General features: G+C 65.5%; 16 protein-coding genes. 7 read left to right on the top strand and 9 right to left on the bottom strand.

Annotated features, from left to right (window positions below):
- Positions 1-26: 26 nt before the first annotated feature.
- The 4 genes from AC07WS_RS15315 to AC07WS_RS15330 form a co-directional block, all read right to left on the bottom strand.
- The gene (locus tag AC07WS_RS15315) at positions 27-1,268 is read right to left on the bottom strand and encodes an MFS transporter (protein ID WP_494729911.1); all 1,242 of its coding nucleotides are present in this window, start codon (positions 1,266-1,268) and stop codon (positions 27-29) included.
- Complete coding sequence (locus AC07WS_RS15320; RefSeq protein ID WP_494729912.1) at positions 1,261-1,575, bottom strand: hypothetical protein; 315 nt, start codon at positions 1,573-1,575, stop codon at positions 1,261-1,263. Before AC07WS_RS15320 ends, AC07WS_RS15315 begins: the two co-directional genes overlap by 8 nt.
- A 19-nt stretch (positions 1,576-1,594) precedes the next feature.
- Complete coding sequence (locus AC07WS_RS15325) at positions 1,595-2,149, bottom strand: RNA polymerase sigma factor (protein WP_494729913.1); 555 nt, start codon at positions 2,147-2,149, stop codon at positions 1,595-1,597.
- An 84-nt stretch (positions 2,150-2,233) separates the two neighbouring features.
- Positions 2,234-3,058: a class I SAM-dependent methyltransferase gene (locus tag AC07WS_RS15330; RefSeq protein ID WP_494729914.1), complete on the bottom strand. Its 825-nt coding sequence runs from the start codon at positions 3,056-3,058 to the stop codon at positions 2,234-2,236.
- A gap of 73 nt (positions 3,059-3,131) precedes the next feature.
- On the opposite strand from AC07WS_RS15330, the gene AC07WS_RS15335 reads away from it, so the two are divergent.
- Positions 3,132-3,524 carry a helix-turn-helix domain-containing protein gene (locus AC07WS_RS15335; protein WP_494729915.1) on the top strand — a complete coding sequence of 131 codons (393 nt, stop codon included), beginning with the start codon at positions 3,132-3,134 and terminating at the stop codon, positions 3,522-3,524.
- On the opposite strand, the gene AC07WS_RS15340 is transcribed toward AC07WS_RS15335, so the two are convergent.
- Both AC07WS_RS15340 and AC07WS_RS15345 read right to left on the bottom strand, forming a co-directional pair.
- The gene (locus tag AC07WS_RS15340; RefSeq protein WP_494729916.1) at positions 3,508-4,104 is read right to left on the bottom strand and encodes a dihydrofolate reductase family protein; all 597 of its coding nucleotides are present in this window, start codon (positions 4,102-4,104) and stop codon (positions 3,508-3,510) included. The genes AC07WS_RS15335 and AC07WS_RS15340 overlap by 17 nt on opposite strands.
- A gap of 194 nt (positions 4,105-4,298) precedes the next feature.
- Positions 4,299-5,699, bottom strand: a complete 1,401-nt coding sequence (locus tag AC07WS_RS15345) for a DEAD/DEAH box helicase (RefSeq protein WP_494729917.1) — start codon at positions 5,697-5,699, stop codon at positions 4,299-4,301.
- 424 nt (positions 5,700-6,123) lie between these two features.
- Here AC07WS_RS15345 and AC07WS_RS15350 point away from each other — a divergent pair, with 424 nt between their 5' ends.
- Positions 6,124-7,317: an NHL repeat-containing protein gene (locus AC07WS_RS15350; protein WP_494729918.1), complete on the top strand. Its 1,194-nt coding sequence runs from the start codon at positions 6,124-6,126 to the stop codon at positions 7,315-7,317.
- A 52-nt stretch (positions 7,318-7,369) separates the two neighbouring features.
- Here the strand turns inward: AC07WS_RS15350 and fabI are convergent, their stop codons facing one another.
- Entirely contained in the window at positions 7,370-8,161 is a 792-nt protein-coding gene (gene fabI, locus AC07WS_RS15355) for an enoyl-ACP reductase FabI (protein WP_494729919.1), read from the bottom strand.
- Between the two features lie 208 nt (positions 8,162-8,369).
- The gene (locus tag AC07WS_RS15360; protein WP_494729920.1) at positions 8,370-9,758 is read right to left on the bottom strand and encodes a transglycosylase SLT domain-containing protein; all 1,389 of its coding nucleotides are present in this window, start codon (positions 9,756-9,758) and stop codon (positions 8,370-8,372) included.
- A gap of 226 nt (positions 9,759-9,984) precedes the next feature.
- On the opposite strand from AC07WS_RS15360, the gene AC07WS_RS15365 reads away from it, so the two are divergent.
- Together AC07WS_RS15365 and AC07WS_RS15370 are read left to right on the top strand one after the other, a co-directional pair.
- The gene (locus AC07WS_RS15365; protein ID WP_494729921.1) at positions 9,985-10,542 is read left to right on the top strand and encodes a DUF1415 domain-containing protein; all 558 of its coding nucleotides are present in this window, start codon (positions 9,985-9,987) and stop codon (positions 10,540-10,542) included.
- Entirely contained in the window at positions 10,539-10,730 is a 192-nt protein-coding gene (locus tag AC07WS_RS15370; RefSeq protein WP_494729922.1) for a DUF1289 domain-containing protein, read from the top strand. The genes AC07WS_RS15365 and AC07WS_RS15370 overlap by 4 nt, the downstream gene beginning before the upstream one ends.
- Here the strand turns inward: AC07WS_RS15370 and AC07WS_RS15375 are convergent, their stop codons facing one another.
- On the bottom strand, positions 10,731-11,240 hold the full coding sequence (locus AC07WS_RS15375; protein ID WP_494729923.1) for a DUF1993 domain-containing protein: 510 nt from the start codon (positions 11,238-11,240) through the stop codon (positions 10,731-10,733).
- A gap of 172 nt (positions 11,241-11,412) precedes the next feature.
- On the opposite strand from AC07WS_RS15375, the gene AC07WS_RS15380 reads away from it, so the two are divergent.
- From AC07WS_RS15380 to AC07WS_RS15390, 3 genes are read left to right on the top strand one after another with little or no spacing between them, the layout of a single operon-like run.
- Positions 11,413-14,532: an EAL domain-containing protein gene (locus AC07WS_RS15380; protein ID WP_494729924.1), complete on the top strand. Its 3,120-nt coding sequence runs from the start codon at positions 11,413-11,415 to the stop codon at positions 14,530-14,532.
- A gap of 20 nt (positions 14,533-14,552) precedes the next feature.
- Positions 14,553-16,823: a xanthine dehydrogenase family protein molybdopterin-binding subunit gene (locus AC07WS_RS15385; RefSeq protein WP_494729925.1), complete on the top strand. Its 2,271-nt coding sequence runs from the start codon at positions 14,553-14,555 to the stop codon at positions 16,821-16,823.
- Complete coding sequence (locus AC07WS_RS15390) at positions 16,820-17,044, top strand: DUF7661 family protein (RefSeq protein WP_494729926.1); 225 nt, start codon at positions 16,820-16,822, stop codon at positions 17,042-17,044. The genes AC07WS_RS15385 and AC07WS_RS15390 overlap by 4 nt, the downstream gene beginning before the upstream one ends.
- The last annotated feature ends 1 nt before the right edge of the window (position 17,045 follow it).

The following is a 17,045-nucleotide window of genomic DNA, read 5'->3' on the forward strand; positions in this document are numbered from 1 at the left end:
TATGACACCCCTCCACCCTGGAGGGATCAGGTCGCGGCCTGCGGCACGGGCGCCGCTGCCGGGGCGCGGCTCAGGCGCCACAGCAGGGCCAGGCCGACCAGCGAGGTGCCGACCATCACGTAGCCGATGTGATTGAAGTGCTGCAGCTGGCCGCCGGCGCTCTGCGTGACGATGTGGCCGGCCACCACCGAGGCCAGGCCGCCCGACAGCTGCTGCACCGAGGCGCTGATGGCGTTGAACGAGCCGCGCTGGGTCTGCGGCGGCACCGTCGAGACGATGGCCTGGAACGGGATCATGCGCGAGAAGATCCCGATGAACATGATGGTGTTGATGACGATGAGCACCGGCAGCGAGGTCGGGCCCAGGTTGGTGTAGATCAGCACCATGGTGACGGTCAGCGCGGTGCCGAACATGAACACGCGGAACTTGCCGACCGCGTCGGCCACCCTGCCGATCAGCGGGCCGATGAAGATGGTGCACAGGCCGGTGACCAGGTAGACCGTCGGCAGGTGGTGCAGGTCGATGCCCAGGTTGTTGACCACGTAGGCGCTGCTGAACGGCATCAGCATGAAGCCGCCGGTGGTCAGCAGCGCGGTGGTGGCGAAGGCCAGCAGGTGGCGCCGCTCGTTCACGGTATGGAACAGGTGCATCCAGGCGCCGTGCTCCTGCGGCTTGCCGAGGTGGGCGTCGACCGGCTGCAGCCGCCACGCGACCAGCAGGCCGCCGGCCAGGCCGAAGGCGGCCATGGCGGTGAAGGGCACATGCCAGTTCCACTGGTTGGACAGGTAGATGCCGGCCGGGATGCCCAGCACCTGGCTGGCGGCGAACGCGGTCTGGATCAGGCCCATGACGCGGCCGCGCTGCTGCGGCAGGAACAGGTCGGTGGCGATGGCCAGCACGACCGAGCCGATCACGCCGCCGAACAGGCCGGTGACGATGCGCGCCGCCAGCAGCGACTCGAAACTTTGCGCCAGGCCGCACCACAGCGTGCCCAGGATGAAGCCGGCGTAGAAGAACAGCAGCAGCTTCTTGCGGTCGAAACGGTCGGCGAAACCGGCCGTCAGCAGGCCGGACGCGGCGGCGCTGAAGGCGTAGGCCGAGACCACCAGCCCGAATTGTTTGGGGCCGATGTGCAGGGCCGGCATGATGACCGCGCCCAGCGGCGACATCAGCATGAAATCGAGGATGACGGCGAACTGCAGGAAGGCCAGCATCGCCACCACGGTTTTTTGATAGCCGGTGAACGGCGTTGGTACGGGTTTAGTCATGTGTCGGTTCTTTGTGCGGACGGCAATAGGCGCTGCGGTCTTTGTGGAATTGTGCGCGCTCTTCGGGCGTCATGGCCTGCCAGCGCTGCCAGCGTTCGCGGCCGTGGAAGCCGCCGCCGTGGCGGCCGCGGAAACCGCCGAACAGAATCCGGCATAGTACCAGCAGACCGAGCGCGCGCCAGTAATCGATTTGCATGCTGTTGGCGAACACCCCGGGCATGACCCAGTTCCATAACATCATCACGACCCAGGCCAGCAAGGCCACCCCCAGCAGGATCATGGGCAGGAACAGCAGCTTTCTTTTCATTTCAGATTCTCCTTTCGTTTCATTCGTTGTCGTACAGGGTTTGCAAGCGCGTGCGCAGGTACAGGACCGCGTAGCGTTTGCGCGCCAACAGGGTGTTGATCGATACGCCGCTTTGCGCGGCCATTTCCTTGAAGCTGGCGCCGTCCAGTTCGTGCGCGACGAACACCTCGCGCTGATTGGCCGGCAATTCCTCCAGCGCCGTTTGCAGTTCCTCCAGCAGCGTGGCGCGGGCGTAGGCGTCTTCCGGGCTGCCGTCCACCGAGGGCAGCAGCAGGTCCAGGCGGCAGTCCTCGCCCTCGTCGTCGCAGCCCAGGTCGTCGAGGCGCACTTCCTTCTTCTTGCGGAAGCGGTCGATGATGCGGTTGCGCGCCACCCGGAACAGCCAGGCGCTGGCCTGCTCGATCGGCTCCGGCAGGCGGTAGGCCTGGACGAATTCGTAGAACACGTCTTGCAGGATATCGTCGGCATCGGTCGGGTCGCTGACGCGGCGCCGGATAAAATTCCCGAGGCGTGAGCGCTCCCGCAGCACGGTCGCAGCGATGTCCTGTTCGGTGGTTGAATTCGGTGGTGTCATGCCTTTGTAGACGGCCCACGGCTGCGCTTATTGTGGCAAATTGCAAATTATTTCGCTGCGGACGTTATACAGCAACGCCGCACATCAGCGCGCGTCGGCGCGGATGTCCCATAGGGCGGCAGTGTAGCGCACCCGGTCGCCGTGCACGTAGGGTTCGAAGGCGGCGCGGGCGACCCCGGCCACTTGGTGGCGGGTGGACTCGTCCGCCGTTTGCAGCAGCCTGCCTACCGGGCCCATGTGGGTGATGTAGTGCAGCAGGTCCTGCTTGGGGAAGCTGCAGTCGACGTCGAGCGGCGCGATGTCGATGTTGTGCCAGCCGCTTTGTTCCAGTATTGCCTGCACGTGGTGGCGGCTGGCGAAACCGAACTGGCCCGGCTCGTCCGGCACGCGCACGGGCAGCTGGGGCAGCAGGGCGGCCGCGCTTTGCTCGGCGGCGGTCATGAAGGGATTGTCTTCCGGGCCGCGCCAGGCGATGCAGCGCAGCGTGCCGCCGTCGCGCGTGGCCAGCCGCAGCGCGCTGAACGCGGCCACGGGATCGTCGAAGAACATCACGCCGAAGCGGGAGATGACGGCGTCGAAGCTGGCCGGCTCGAAGGCGTGGCGCTGGGCGTCGGCCTCGATGAAGGTGGCGCTGGAGCCGGATTGCGCGGCGCGGGCGCGGGCGGCGGCGATCATCGGGCCGGAGATGTCGACGCCGGTGCAGCGGCTGTCCGCGCCCAGCCGGCGGGCGGCGGCCAGCGTGGTGGCGCCGGTGCCGCAGCCCACGTCCAGCAGGTTTTGCGTGGCGGGCGGGATGGCTTGCATCAGCAGATCTTCGATGGGCTGGAACATGTGGTCGAGCAGGGCTTGCGCCGCGACCCAGGTGTTGCCGCCCGCGCCTTGCCATAGTGAGCTTTGCTGCTGGTTCATGGTTGGTCCTTTCGCTTGTCGTGGAAATGCGGAAGTGCTACTGTGCCACTTCAAGTCAACTTGAGGTCAAGCGATGGCGGGCATGGACATAGCCGAAGTGGTGCGGATCTCGGGCATGCCCGCGTCCACCTTGCGATTTTACGAGGAAAAGGGGCTGATCTGTTCGATCGGGCGGCAGGGCTTGCGCCGCATATTCGACGCCGGCGTGGTCGAGCGGCTGGCCTTGATCGCGCTGGGCCGCGCCTCGGGTTTTTCGCTGGACGAGATCGCGGGCATGTTCGGCGCCGACGGCGAGCTGCGCATCGACCGCCATCTGCTGAGCGCCAAGGCGGACGACCTGGACCGCACCATCAAGAAACTCACCACCATGCGCGACGGCCTGCGGCACGCGGCGGTGTGCAAGGCCGCCAGCCACATGGAGTGCCCGACGTTCCGACGGATCTTGCGGATCACGTCGCGAAAGTAGGGTGCCGTTTTACCTCATTGTGCAGGCACACCACACCTGACGCAAAAACCTTGCTCTTCACCTGCGTGAGCGCGGTTCTGTCCTGAATGTTTTTGAATAAGGGAATACCCCGCCCCAGCAGAACTGGATTGATGAACAGCCAATATTCGTCGACGAGGTTTTCCGCCATCAGCGCGTGAGTGGCGGAGGGACTGCCAAACACTAAAATCTCGCTGCCCTCGCTGTGCTTGAGCTTGTTGATTTCCTCGCTTAAATTGTGGCTGATGATTTGGGTATGGGAATGATCTCTTTCCTGCAGGGTTTTCGACAGCACAATTTTGCGGGCGCTCTTATACCACCGTGAATGCGTGTGGTCATGCGGGCTGGCGTGGGGTTGCTCGGCGGCGGTTGGCCAATACGACTCCATCATCTGGTAGGTGACCCGGCCGTACAATGCAGTGTCGGTCTGCAATATCCGCTGCTCCACATATTCAAACAATTCGTCGCTCAAACTGATCCAGTTCAGGCTAGCGACGCCCTCATCGGCAGAGGCAACAAAACCATCCAGTGACAGGTGTGCAAACGAAACGATTTTTCGCATGATTTCTCCTTGATTGTATGTTGCCGACTTGGCTTGCAAGGGGCGCCAGCGTTCGGTCCAGGAGGAATTCTAGCTCACCGCGCAGGGATTTTTGAAATGTGTGGCGCGCAAAGTAAAAAGCCCCCGCCGGCACTGGGCGCGATCTTGAGCGCGTCCAGGCAGGCGGGGGCTTTTTTAGTTCAGCGGACTAGCGATTAACGGTCGCCGTAGCTGCGGCGTGCGCCGTCGGTGCTGCGTGGGTTGCTGCCCTTGTAGCCGCCGCCGGTGCTGCCTTCCTTGCGCGGTGCGCCCGGCTTGCTGAACGTGCGCTGGCCAGGCTTGGCGCCGCCGCGGTTGTCGCCCGGCTTCCAGCCGCCTGGACGCGGCGACGAACGCGATGCCGACGCGGTCTTCTTTGGCTCGTAGCCTTCGATGACGTTGACCGGAATCAGCTGCTTGGTGAAGCGCTCGATGCGCTTGACGTTCATGCCTTCGGCGTGGTTCACCAGCGAGATCGCCAGGCCGTTGCGGCCCGCGCGGCCGGTGCGGCCGATGCGGTGCACATAGTCCTCAGGGAACTTCGGCAGGTCGTAGTTGAACACGTGGGTGATGGTCGGCACGTCGATGCCGCGGGCGGCAACGTCGGTGGCGATCAGGATCTTGACCTGGCCGCGGCGTAGGCTGTCGAGCGTGCGGTTGCGGGCGCCCTGGTGCATGTCGCCATGCAGCGCGGCGGCCGAGAAACCGGCGATGTTCAGGCGGTCGGCGATGGTGTCGGCGTCACGCTTGGTGGCGGTGAAGACCACGGCCTGGTCCAGCGAGTCGTCGCGCAGCAGGTGGTCCAGCAGGCGGTTCTTGTGCGACAGGTCGTCGACGAAGTGCACGCGCTGGGTGATGTTCTCGTGCTTGTTGGCGGCGCTGACGATCTGGATGATCTGCGGATCCTTGGTGATGCGGCGCGCCATGTTGCCGACCACGCCGTCCAGCGTGGCCGAGAACAGCATGGTCTGGCGGGTCGACGGGGTGGCGTCGACGATTTTTTCGATGTCGTCGATGAAGCCCATGTCCAGCATGCGGTCGGCCTCGTCCAGCACCAGGATTTCCAGCTGCGAGAAGTCGATCTTGCCCGATTCCATGTGGTCGATCAGGCGGCCTGGGGTTGCCACCAGAATCTCAGGATTCTTGGCCAGCAGTTGCATCTGTTTTGGATAAGGCATACCGCCCAGGATCGACACGGCCTTGATGCGGCGCAGGTTGACGCTGTACTTGTCGGTATTGGTGGTCACTTGCAGGGCCAGTTCGCGGGTCGGGGTCAACACCAGCATCTTTGGCTGTGCAGCTTTGAAACGTGGGCGCTCGCCGCGCGCACGGGCGGCTTGCATTTCTTGATTCGGAGTCTTGCCGGCGGCTGCCGGGTCGATCTCGGACAAACGGTGCAGCGACGGCAGCATGAACGCTGCAGTCTTGCCGGAACCGGTTTGCGAGGAAACCAACAAGTCCTTGCCTGCGATCGCCGCAGGGATAGCCTGCTGCTGTACCGGGGTCGGCGCGGTGTAGCCGGCGTCGGTCAGGGCTTTGATGATGGACGTGTTGAGACCAAGTGCTTCAAATGTCATGCTGTTCTTTCGTAAAAAACCGGCGTTCGTGCAAAAGCCGAACGCGAAATAGCTACGCCTACCAAAACGAAATGACTCAATCAAAATCGAAAGAAATTTCGGCACAAAAGCTTTGCGCCGGGACGGTGTCAGGTGCGACACCAAAGGCGGGAGGGCTTTATAAGCGACATCAGGATGATGCGCTAAGGCTTGCGAAGCTGCTAGTAATACCTGGCTGATCAATCGGCGCTGCTGTTTGTTGCAGCGCGCTCATTGCAGCGCACAGGCGACACTATACAGCGTTTAGGCCAGTCTGTATAGGTCAATCCCCGGCTATTGTGCAGTGCCGCGCAAGATGATTAGAGGTGGCCCACGACTTTGTCGATATCGGAGAAGCAAGCTCTGCGGTATATTGCTGCGTGTTATCTATTTAATAAACTTAAAAATGCGTACAGCTTATCTGGTGGTGGCGGTGATGGTGGGGGCGGGCCTGTCGGCTTGCGGTGGCGGCGGGGCGGGCAGCGGGGGCGCGTCGCAAACGGCGGCGCAGCCGGTGACGGCGGTGCCGGGCGCTCCGGTGGCCGTTGCCCCGGGCGCGGTGCACACCATGGCGGCCAACGAGACCGTGCTGGTGCCGGCCGGCGCCGTCGTCAGCGGGCCGGATGGTTCGGTTATCACCATCAACGGGCAGTCCAACACCATCAACGTGCTGGCCGGAGCGGTGGTGACGGTGCCGGCGACCGCGACCGGCGCGGCCAGCAACCAGGTGGTCGCCAGGGCCGCGCCGGCCGCGGCGATACTGGTGTCCGAGCCGATCGCCGGCGGCGGCATGATAGGCGGCGAGACGCCGGTGGACGGCGTCGGCAGCCAGGCCCGGTTCGGCGGCATCCATCAGCTGGTGGTCGACCGGGCCGGCAATTTCTTTGCGTCGGATCGCAACGGCATCCGCCAGATCACGCCCCTGGGCACGGTGACGACCCTGTCCAGCACGCCGGCGGCAAGCTTCGACGGTTTGGCCCTGGACGCGGCCGGCAACTTCTACGGCGCCGGCAGCAACGACGACACCATCTATCGCCGCACGCCCGACGGCGCGGTCAAGCCCTGGTTCAGCGGCTGGAATGGCGGCGTCAAGCCGCAGACCAGCGTGCGGCTGGCGGTCGACGGCGCCGGCAATGTCTACCTGGCCGATTACGCCGGCAAGCGCATCCTGAAGTTCAGCGCGGCCGGCGTGCGCAGCGTGCTGGCCGGCGGCGGCAGCGGCGACGGCAATGACGGCGTGGGCGCGCAGGCGGCCTTCCACGGCCCGTCCGCGCTGGCGTTCGACGCCTCGGGCGCCCTGCTGGTCAACGACAGCGACGCGCTGCGCCGGGTGCTGCCGGACGGCACGGTGAAAACCGTGGCGCGCATCCCCAAGCGCATCATCCCGCCGGACGGCCCGATCGCGGTGGACGCCGCCGGCAACGCCTACCTCGCCGGCGACGGCGAGCTGCGCCGGGTGAAGCAGGACGGCAGCGTCACGCTGCTGAACCTGATGGGCGGGCTGCCGTACACCACGGCGCTGGCGATAGGCGGGGACGGCAGGCTGTACGCCGGCACCGGCTGGGCGGCGCCGGTGCAGCTGTGGAAGATCTCGCAATAATGAAAAACGCCCTGCATGCAGGGCGTTTTGTTTGGGCGGCGCGGGCTGCGGCTTAGGTGTAGTCTTCCGCGTTCAAGCCCATGACGTGCGAGAAGCCGCCGTCGACGTAGGTGATCTCGCCGGTGATGCCGGAGGCCAGGTCGGACAACATGAAGGCGGCGGTGTTGCCCACTTCCTCGATGGTGACGTTGCGGCGCAGCGGCGCGTGCGACGAGGCAAAGCCCAGCAGCTTGCCGAAGTCCTTGATGCCGGACGCGGCCAGGGTTTTGATCGGGCCGGCAGAGATGCCGTTGGCGCGGATGCCCAGCTTGCCCAGGTTTTCCGCCAGGTAGCGCACCGACGCCTCCAGCGAGGCCTTGGCCAGGCCCATGGTGTTGTAGTAGGGGATGGCGCGCACCGCGCCCAGGTACGACAGGGTCAGCAGCGACGAGCCGTCCTTCAGCAGCGGCAGCGCGGCCTTGGCCATGGCCGGGAAGCTGTAGGCCGAGATGTCGTGGGCGATGCGGAAGTTCTCGCGGGTCAGGCCGTCCAGGAACTCGCCGGCGATCGCCTCGCGCGGCGCGAAGCCGATCGCGTGCACCAGGCCGTCCAGCTGCGACCAGCTCTTGCCCAGGTCGGCAAACAGGGCGGCGATCTGCTCGTCGCTCGACACGTCGCAGTCGTAGACCATGTTGCTGCCGAACTCGGCGGCGAATTCGGTGATGCGGTCCTTGAAGCGTTCGCCGACGTAGGTGAACGCCAGTTCGGCGCCTTCGCGGTGGCAGGCCTTGGCGATACCGTAAGCGATGGAACGGTTCGACAGCAGACCGGTGATGAGGATTTTTTTGCCTTGCAAGAACGCCATAGTGACTCCGATTGCAACTGCGCGCCTGGGCTTGCCTTGATAAGCTGGCTGGCGACGTCAGTGGGGTTGTTATTTGTTGAGAGGCCCGTTGCCGGCCGCCGCAAGACCAAGATTGTAGGGCGACTGGGCCGCGACTGCAACCTTTGATCGCTGCGGCAGCCCCGGCGGCATGCGCGCAAACCGGGGCTGGGCGGGCCGGTTTGGCCGTTTAGTTGCTGCTGCGGTGGCGGGACTTGCCCTTGACGGCGTCGCGCGGCACGCGCGCCTTGACCAGCGCCACCGGGCTCGATTTGGCGGCCTTGCCGCCCTTGGCCAGCTTGTAGCCGGACTTGCCGGTGGTGCGCTCGCGCTCGGCCTCGAAGGCGACGGTGGCGTTGCGCTCCACTTCCGGCGAGATATCCACGCTGGCCGAGGTCGAGATCTTCGGCACCAGGATGGTGGAGCCGGCCTTGAGCAGCGTCTTCTGCGGAATGTTGTTGGCCTGGCGTATCACTTCCGGCGTGGTGTGGAAGCGCGAGGCCAAGGTGCCGATGCTTTCGCGGGCGGTGGTGATCTTGTGCGTGGTCCAGGTCGACAGTTCCTTGCCCCACTGCGCCAGGTTCAGGTGGAACTTGTCGGCGTTTTCCTTGGGCAGCAGTATCTTGGTCTGCTCATCGCCGGTGATGACCGGGCGCTTGAACTGCGGGTTGAGCGCCTTGAACTCGTCGACCGACAGCTCCGCCAGGTGGGCGGCGATGGTCAGGTCGATGTCGCTGGTCTTGTCGACCGCGGTGAAATACGGCGTGTTGTCGATGGCCGGCAGGTTCAGGCCGTACTGGGCCGGATTGGCGATGATGTTCTTGACCGCCTGCAGCTTGGGCACGTAGTTGCGGGTCTCGGCCGGCATCAGCTCGGCCAGGCTTTCGAAGTCGGTCGGCTTGCCGGCCGCCTGGTTGCGCTTGATGGCCTTCTGCACCGAGCCTTCGCCCCAGTTGTAGGCGGCCAGCGCCAGTTGCCAGTCGCCGAACATGTCGTACAGGCGCTGCAGATAGGTCAGGGCGGCGTCGGTCGAGGCCAGGATGCCGCGCCGTTCGTCCTTGAAGGCGTCCTGCTTGAGGTTGAAGTCGCGCCCGGTGCCCGGCACGAACTGCCACATGCCGGCGGCGTTGGCGCTCGACAGCGCCTGCGGGTTGAACGCGGACTCGATGAAGGGCAGCAGCGCCAGCTCGGTCGGCATGCCGCGTTTTTCCAGCTCGGTGACCACGTGGAACAGGTAGCGCGAGGCGCGCGCCGTGGTGCGGCTGATATAGTCGGGACGGGTGGCGTACCAGTTGACGTGCTTGGCCACCAGCTCGTTGTTGATGTCCGGGATGGCGTAGCCGCTGCGGATGCGGCCCCAGACGTCTTTTTCGCGGAAAGCATCATCCTCGGCCGCTTTGGCCGGTTTGGCGATTTTCAGGGAGGAGACATCGAGGGCGGGGGATTTTGGCAGGGCGGACAGCGGCATCGACGCCGCCGGCGGCAGGCCCGGCGCTTCATCGTGAGCCTGGACCATCGCCGGCGCCATCAGCGCCAGCAGCGTCGCCAAGGCGGCGGATTTAGAAATACGTGCTTGCATAGTTTTCCATTGTTATCGACGAGCAACATCGAGCGGACTATGAATAAACGTGGAGTGTACGAAGGTCGCCGGGTCGAGTCAAGAAATATGTCAGCAGGATGACGAATTCTTTTATGCAATCGTTCCGGGTAAATAGGCGGCAGATGGCGGCAAAATCGCGGAAGTATGAGTTCGCGCAAAGAGTGCGTACAATTCTGTATTTAAGCAGTCATCAAGGAATTGAATTATGAGTAGCCCCGCCATCGATCACGACGCCGTCGTCGCCGAGACCGTCAATTGGGTGGAGAAGGCCGTCATCGGCCTGAACCTGTGTCCGTTTGCCAAGGCCGTGCATGTGAAACAGCAGATCCGCTACGTGGTCAGCGACGCCGACACCCCGGAGGCGCTGCTGGCCCAGCTGCTGGAAGAGCTGGAATACCTGGCCGAGGCCTCGCCGGACAAGGTCGACACGACCATGCTGATCCATCCGAACGTGCTGGCCGACTTCGAGGACTTCAACGAGTTCCTGGACGTGGCCGACGCCGCGCTGGAGGACGTGGAGCTGGACGGCATCCTGCAGGTGGCCAGCTTCCACCCGGACTACCAGTTCGCCGACACCCACCCGAACGACATCGAGAACTACACCAACCGCTCGCCGTATCCGACGCTGCACCTGCTGCGCGAGGACAGCGTGGAGCGCGCGGTGGAAGCCTTCCCCGAGGCGGGCGACATCTTTGAAAAGAACATCGAGACGCTGCGCGCCCTGGGCCACGACGGCTGGGACAAGCTGATGCAGGTGAAATGATGGCCGACCTGCCGGTACGGCCGGACACGCCCTGCGTGGCGGTGTGCTCGACCACCTTCGACGAGATCTGCCGCGGCTGCGGCAGGTCGGTGGTCGAGGTGGCGCACTGGGTGTCGATGAGCGCCGAGCAGAAGGAGCTGGTGTGGCAGCGCATCCTGGCGCAGGGCTACCCGCGCCGCAACAGCTGATTAAAAGCTGCCGATGAAGTCCTTCTTGCCGATCTCCAGGCCGTTGTGGCGCAGGATGTCGTAGGCGGTGGTGGCGTGGAAGAAGAAGTGCGGCAGCGCATAGTGGAACAGATAGGTCTGGCCGGTGAAGTGCTTGGTCTTCTCGCCGCTGCCGGTGGTGATGGCGCGCGTTTCGCTGCCTTCGATGGCGCTGGCCGGCACGCTGTCGATGTAGGCCAGGGTCTTGGCGATGCGCGCCTTCAGTTCGGCGAAGCTGGTTTCGCTGTCCTCGTACGACGGCACGTCCAGGCCGCCCAGGCGCGCGGCGGCGCCTTTCGAGAAGTCGCAGGCGATCTGGATCTGGCGGGTGAACGGCAGCATGTCCGGGAACAGGCGGTACTGCAGCAGCGCGTTGGGATCGATCTTTTTCTCGGCCGCGTGGGTTTCGGCTTTGTCGAGGATGGCCAGCAGACTGTTCAGGATCTGTTTGAACACGGGGATGGAGGCGGAGTACATGGAGAATGTGGTCATGGCGGAGCCCTCTGTTGAATGGAGTCGCGATGATAGCCTGCCTGTGGGATTTTTGCTGGGAGCATGACTTTTTCGCCAGTTTCCGTGCATAATTCCAGTAAGTAACCCTAAAGTTTGCGCGACCACCCAATTACACACATGATGCAAACTTATCAAGACGGCGTACCGGTGCATGATTAGCACCCTTTATCAACGGCTGCGTACCCGGCTCAGCGCCCTGTACGGTCTCTCGATCTATGGTGCGCTGTTGCTGGTGGTGTTCGGCGGCCTGGTGATCCCGGCCATCATCGGCAGCTATCTGCTGATCGGCGTGCACGAGCAGCAGTCGGCGCGCGTGGCGCTGAACGAATCGCTGCAGCGCAACGCCGACATCCTGGCGCTGGGCATGCAGGAATCGCTGTGGAATATGAACGCCGAGTCGGCCCATTCGCTGGTCGAATCGGTGATGCGCGACCGCTCGGTGCTGCAGGTCGAGGTGGTCGGCCAGGCCGACACCCAGTTCATGAGCGTGCATTCGCCGCGCCAGGCGGCCGGCAACGTGTTCCGCGCCGAGCGCGAGATCCTGGTGCGCGGCGAGCGCATCGGCCGCATCACGGTCGAGATGGACGACGCCCGCAGCCAGCAGGAGCTGCGCGAGAAGCAGCTGTCCTACGTGTTCGTGCTGGCCGGGCAGCTGATGGTGTCGCTGCTGCTGATCGTGTTGTTCCTCAATTCCCGTTTGATCAAGCCGCTGCGCAAGCTGATGCGCTTCTCCGACCGCCTGTCGCACGGCGACTTCGAGACCCGGCTCGACCTGGCCGGCAGCGACGAGCTGGGCCGCCTGGCCAGCCAGCTGGAGCAGATGCGGGTGGCGATCAAGCGCCTGTTCGAGGACATCGGCCAGCGCGAGGAGCGCTTCCGCACCATCGTCACCCAGGTGCCGGGCGCGGTGTTCCGCTTCCGCCCCGACGGCCCGATCGATTTCGTCTCCGACGCCATCGAGGAAATCTCCGGCTATTCCGCCGCCCAGTTCATGCGCAGCACCACCCACTCGTGGACCAACCTGATCGCGCCGGAAGACCGCAAGAAGCAGCGCCGCGCCGTCTCCGAGGCGATCCGCGGCGCCCAGCCGTACGAGGTCGAGTACCGCATCCTGGACGCCTCCGGCACCGAGCGCTGGGTGGCCGAGAACGGCCAGCCGCAGCCGCACGACGGCGAGGGCAACGCGCCCTGGGTGGACGGCATCATCTCCGACATCAGCCTGCGCAAGCACAACGAGATGCGCATCGAGGCGCTGCTGGCCGAGCAGAGCGCCATCCTGGACAACGTGATGTTCGGCGTGATGTTCGTGCGCAACCGCCAGATCGTCTCGGTCAACCGCCGCTGCGAGGAGCTGTTCGGCTACGAGCCGGGCGCGATGACCGGCGCCTCGACCGCGATCGTGTTCCCCAATTCCTTCGACTTCGAATCGGCCGGCGCGCGCCAGTACCCGTCGCTGTCGGAGGGCGACTACTTCAACGAGGAGCGCCACTACCGCCGCAAGGACGGCAGCCTGTTCTGGTGCATGGTCAGCGGCTGCGCGCTCGACAGCAAGCGCGCCAACGAGGGCAGCATCTGGGTGTACGCCGACATCACCGCGCGCAAGGAGGCCGAGGAGAAGCTGCGCCTGTCGGCCACCGTGATCGAGCACATCGCCGACGGCGTGGTGGTGCTCGACGCGCACGGCACCATCGTCGCCGTCAACCCGGCCTTCACCCAGATCACCGGCTACACCGAGGCCGAGGCGGTCGGCCGCGACCACACGCTGACGCGCTCCGGCCGCCACACCACCGAGTTCTACGCGGACATGTGGCAGGAGCAGGTGGAGAAGGGCTTCTGGCGCGGCGAGATCTGGAACCAGCGCAAGAACGGCGAGCTGTATCTGGAGTGGCTGACGGTGAGCGCGGTGCGCGACACGCGCGGCGAGGCCACCCACTACGTCGGCGTGTTCAGCGACATCACCAAGGCCAAGGAATCGCAGGAAAAGCTGGACCACCTGGCCCACCACGACCCGCTGACGGCGCTGCCGAACCGGCTGCTGTTCCACGACCGCCTGCAGCACGCGCTGCAGCGCGCCTCGCGCGACGGCGAGCAGCTGGCGCTGCTGTTCATCGACCTGGACCGCTTCAAGAACGTCAACGACACGCTGGGCCACCACATCGGCGACGAGCTGCTCAAGCAGGTCGCCAAGGCGCTGCACGAGCGACTGCGCGAGGGCGACACGCTGGCGCGCCTGGGCGGCGACGAATTCATCGTGCTGCTGGAGAATATCGAGAACCAGTTCGGCGCCAGCCTGGTGGCCGAGAAGCTGGTGCAGATGTTCGAGCAGCCCTTCATGGTGGCCGGGCACGAGCTGTTCGTCACCTGCAGCGTCGGCATCAGTGTGTTCCCGGAGGACGCGGCCGACCTGAACATGCTGATCCGGAACGCCGACGTGGCGATGTACCAGGCCAAGGCGCGCGGGCGCAACGGCTACAGCTTCTACACGCCGTCGATGACGGGCGAGGGCGTCGAGCGCCTGCGGCTGGAGACCTTCCTGCGCCGCTCGATCGAGAAGGACGAGATCTTCCTCAATTATCAGCCGCAGGTGGAGATCGACACCGGCCGCCTGGTCGGCGTCGAGGCGCTGGTGCGCTGGAACCATCCGGAATTGGGCCTGGTGCCGCCGATCCGCTTCATCCCGCTGGCCGAGGACACGGGCTTCATCAACCAGCTGGGCAAGTGGGTGCTGCACGAGGCCTGCCGGCAGATGATGCGCTGGCAGGAAGCCGGCCTGCATGTGCCGAAGATCGCGGTCAACCTGTCGGCCAAGCAGTTCGAGCGCGGCAGCATCGTCAACATGGTGGCCGACATCCTGCAGGAAACCGGCCTGGCGCCGGAGCGCCTGCAGCTGGAGGTGACGGAATCGGTGATCATGAACACCGGCGACGCCATGGTCTTCATCAACGACCTGCACTCGATCGGCGTGGGCCTGGCGATCGACGATTTCGGCACCGGCTACTCGTCGCTGGCCTACCTGAAGCAGCTGCCGGTGCAGACGCTGAAGATCGACCGCTCCTTCATCAAGGACATCTCGACCGACGTCAACGACGAGGCGATCGCCATCGCCATCATCCAGCTGGGCAAGAGCATGAACCTGTCCGTGATCGCCGAGGGCGTCGAAACCGAGGAGCAGGCGGCCTTCCTGCTGCGGCACGGCTGCCATCTGGCGCAGGGCTATTTCTACAGCAAGCCGGTCGCCGCCGACGACATGCTGGCGCGCTGGCACCAATAATCAAACCGAGGGAGACCGCAATGCAGCCACAGTCCAAACGACGCCGACGCTTTATTCTTGGCGGCGTGGCCGCGGCCGGCGCGCTGGTGGTCGGCTGGGGCGCGTTGCCGCCGAGGCAGCGCCTGCACGCGTCGCATCCGATGCCGGTGGTCGGCAACGCGGTGGAGCTCAACGGCTGGGTGGCGGTGGCGCCGGACGGCATGGTGAACGTGGTCATGGCGCGCAGCGAGATGGGGCAGGGCGTGCACACGGCCCTGCCGATGCTGGTGGCCGAGGAGATGGACGTGCCGCTGTCGGCGGTGCGGCTGGTGCAGGCGCCGGCCGATAAAATCTACGGCAACATCGCCATGCTCAAGGACGGCCTGCCCTTCCACCCGGACGACAACGGCGACTTGAAGGCAGTGGTCAGCTGGACCGTCGGCAAGGTGGCGCGCGAGCTGGGGCTGATCATCACCGGCGGCTCGTCCAGTGTGAAGGACGCGTGGCAGCCGATGCGCGAAGCCGGCGCCGCCGCGCGCGCGATGCTGGTCGCCGCCGCTGCCGCGCAGTGGAAGGCGCGCGTGGAGGATTGCCGCACCGAGGAAGGTTTCGTCATCCATGCGGACGGCCGGCGCCTGGCGTATGGCGCGCTGGCGGTGGCCGCCGCCACCTCCAAGCCGGGCGAGATCCGCCTGAAGTCGCCCCGGGATTTCAAGCTGATCGGCCGTCCGCAGCCGCGCCGCGACACGCCGTCCAAGGTGAACGGCGCGGCGGTGTATGGCCTGGACGTGCGGCCCAAGGGCATGGTGTATGCGGCCGTGCGGATGTCGCCGGAGATCGGCGGCAGGGTCGCCAGCGTCAACGCCGACGCGGTGCTGAAGATGCCCGGCGTGCTGCGCGTGGTCGATTTTTCCGGCGCGCTGCCGGGCAGGACCGGCGCCGGCGCCGGTGTGGCGGTGGTGGCCAGGAGCTGGTGGCAGGCCAGGCAGGCCGCGCTGGCGCTGCCGGTGCAGTGGTCCGAGGGCGATCACGCCAAGCTGTCGAGCGCCGCCATCTACGCGGAGTTCGCGGCCAAGCTGGACACGGAGTCCGGCCATGCCTACTACAAGTCCGGCGACATGGATGCGGTGGAGGGCAAGGCCGCCGGCGCCGCCCGCACCGTGACGGCGGAATATCGCGCGCCCTACCTGGCGCACGCGGCGATGGAGCCGGTCAACTGCACGGCGCAGGTCAAGGACGGCTATGTGTACCTGTGGGCGCCGACGCAGTCGCCCGGTTTCGCGGTGGAGGCGGCGGCGAAAGCGGCCGGCGTCCCGGCGGACAAGGTGGTGCTGGAAGTGACGATGCTGGGCGGCGGCTTCGGGCGCCGGCTGGATGTGGACATGGTGGCGCAGGTGGTGGCGGTGGCCAGGCAGACCGGCGGCCTGCCGGTGCAGATGATCTGGTCGCGCGAGGACGACACCACCCACGACGTGTACCGCCCGGCGGCGCTGGCGCGCTTCAGCGCCAGCCTGGACGCGGCGGGCAATGTGCTGGGCTACGACAACAAGTCGGCCAGCGGTTCGGTGTCGCAGCAGTTCTTCAAGCGTAACCTCGGCCTGCCGGCCGGCGGGCCTGACAAGACCACGGTCGAGGGCGAGTTCGATATGCAGTATGAATTCCCGAACCAGCGCATCCGGCACGTGATCGTCGACAGCCCGGTGCCGCTGGGGTATTGGCGTTCGGTCGGGCATTCGCACAACGCGTTTTTCAAAGAGAGCTTCATCGACGAGCTGGCGCACGCGGCCGGCAAGGACGGCGTGGAGTTCCGCCGTGGCCTGCTCAAGCGCCACCCGCGCCATCTGGCGGTGCTGGATGCGGCGGTGGCCCGGGCCGGCGCCGCGCCGGCGGGGCGCGCGCATGGCGTGGCGCTGCACCAGTCGTTCGGCACCATCGTCGCCCAGGTGGCCGAAGTGTCGGTGGAGGGCACGGAGATCCGCGTGCATCGCGTGGTGTGCGCGGTCGATTGCGGCATCGCCGTCAATCCCAACATCATCGCCCAGCAGGCGGAATCGGCGGTGGTGTTCGGGCTGTCGGCGGCCCTGTTCGGCGCGGTGACGATCAAGGACGGCAAGGTCGAGCAGACCAGCTTCCACGACTATCCGGTGGTGCGCATCAACCAGGCGCCCGAGGTGGAGACCATCATCATGCCGAGCGCCGAACATCCCGAAGGCATGGGCGAGCCGGCCACGCCGCCGATCGCGCCGGCGGTCGCCAACGCCGTGTTCAAACTGACCGGCAAGCGCCTGCGCAGCCTGCCGCTGACGCTATGAGGCAGTTCCGCTTCAACGTGTTCGGGACGCTGGTCGCCATCGCTGGCGCCAAGGGCGCGTGGCGCGCATACTATCTGGGCACGGAGGGCAAGCGCCGTCCGGCCGACTTTATCGTTCCCGGGGAGCTGGAGGAGCATGAGTTATGCGAATACCTGGCCGACCTGTTCCACGAAGACGCCACGCCGCGCAACCCCTCGACGGTGCCGTGGGGGCAAGTCTGAC

The sequence above is a fragment of the Duganella sp. GW821-FHT01E12 genome (genome assembly GCF_059422325.1).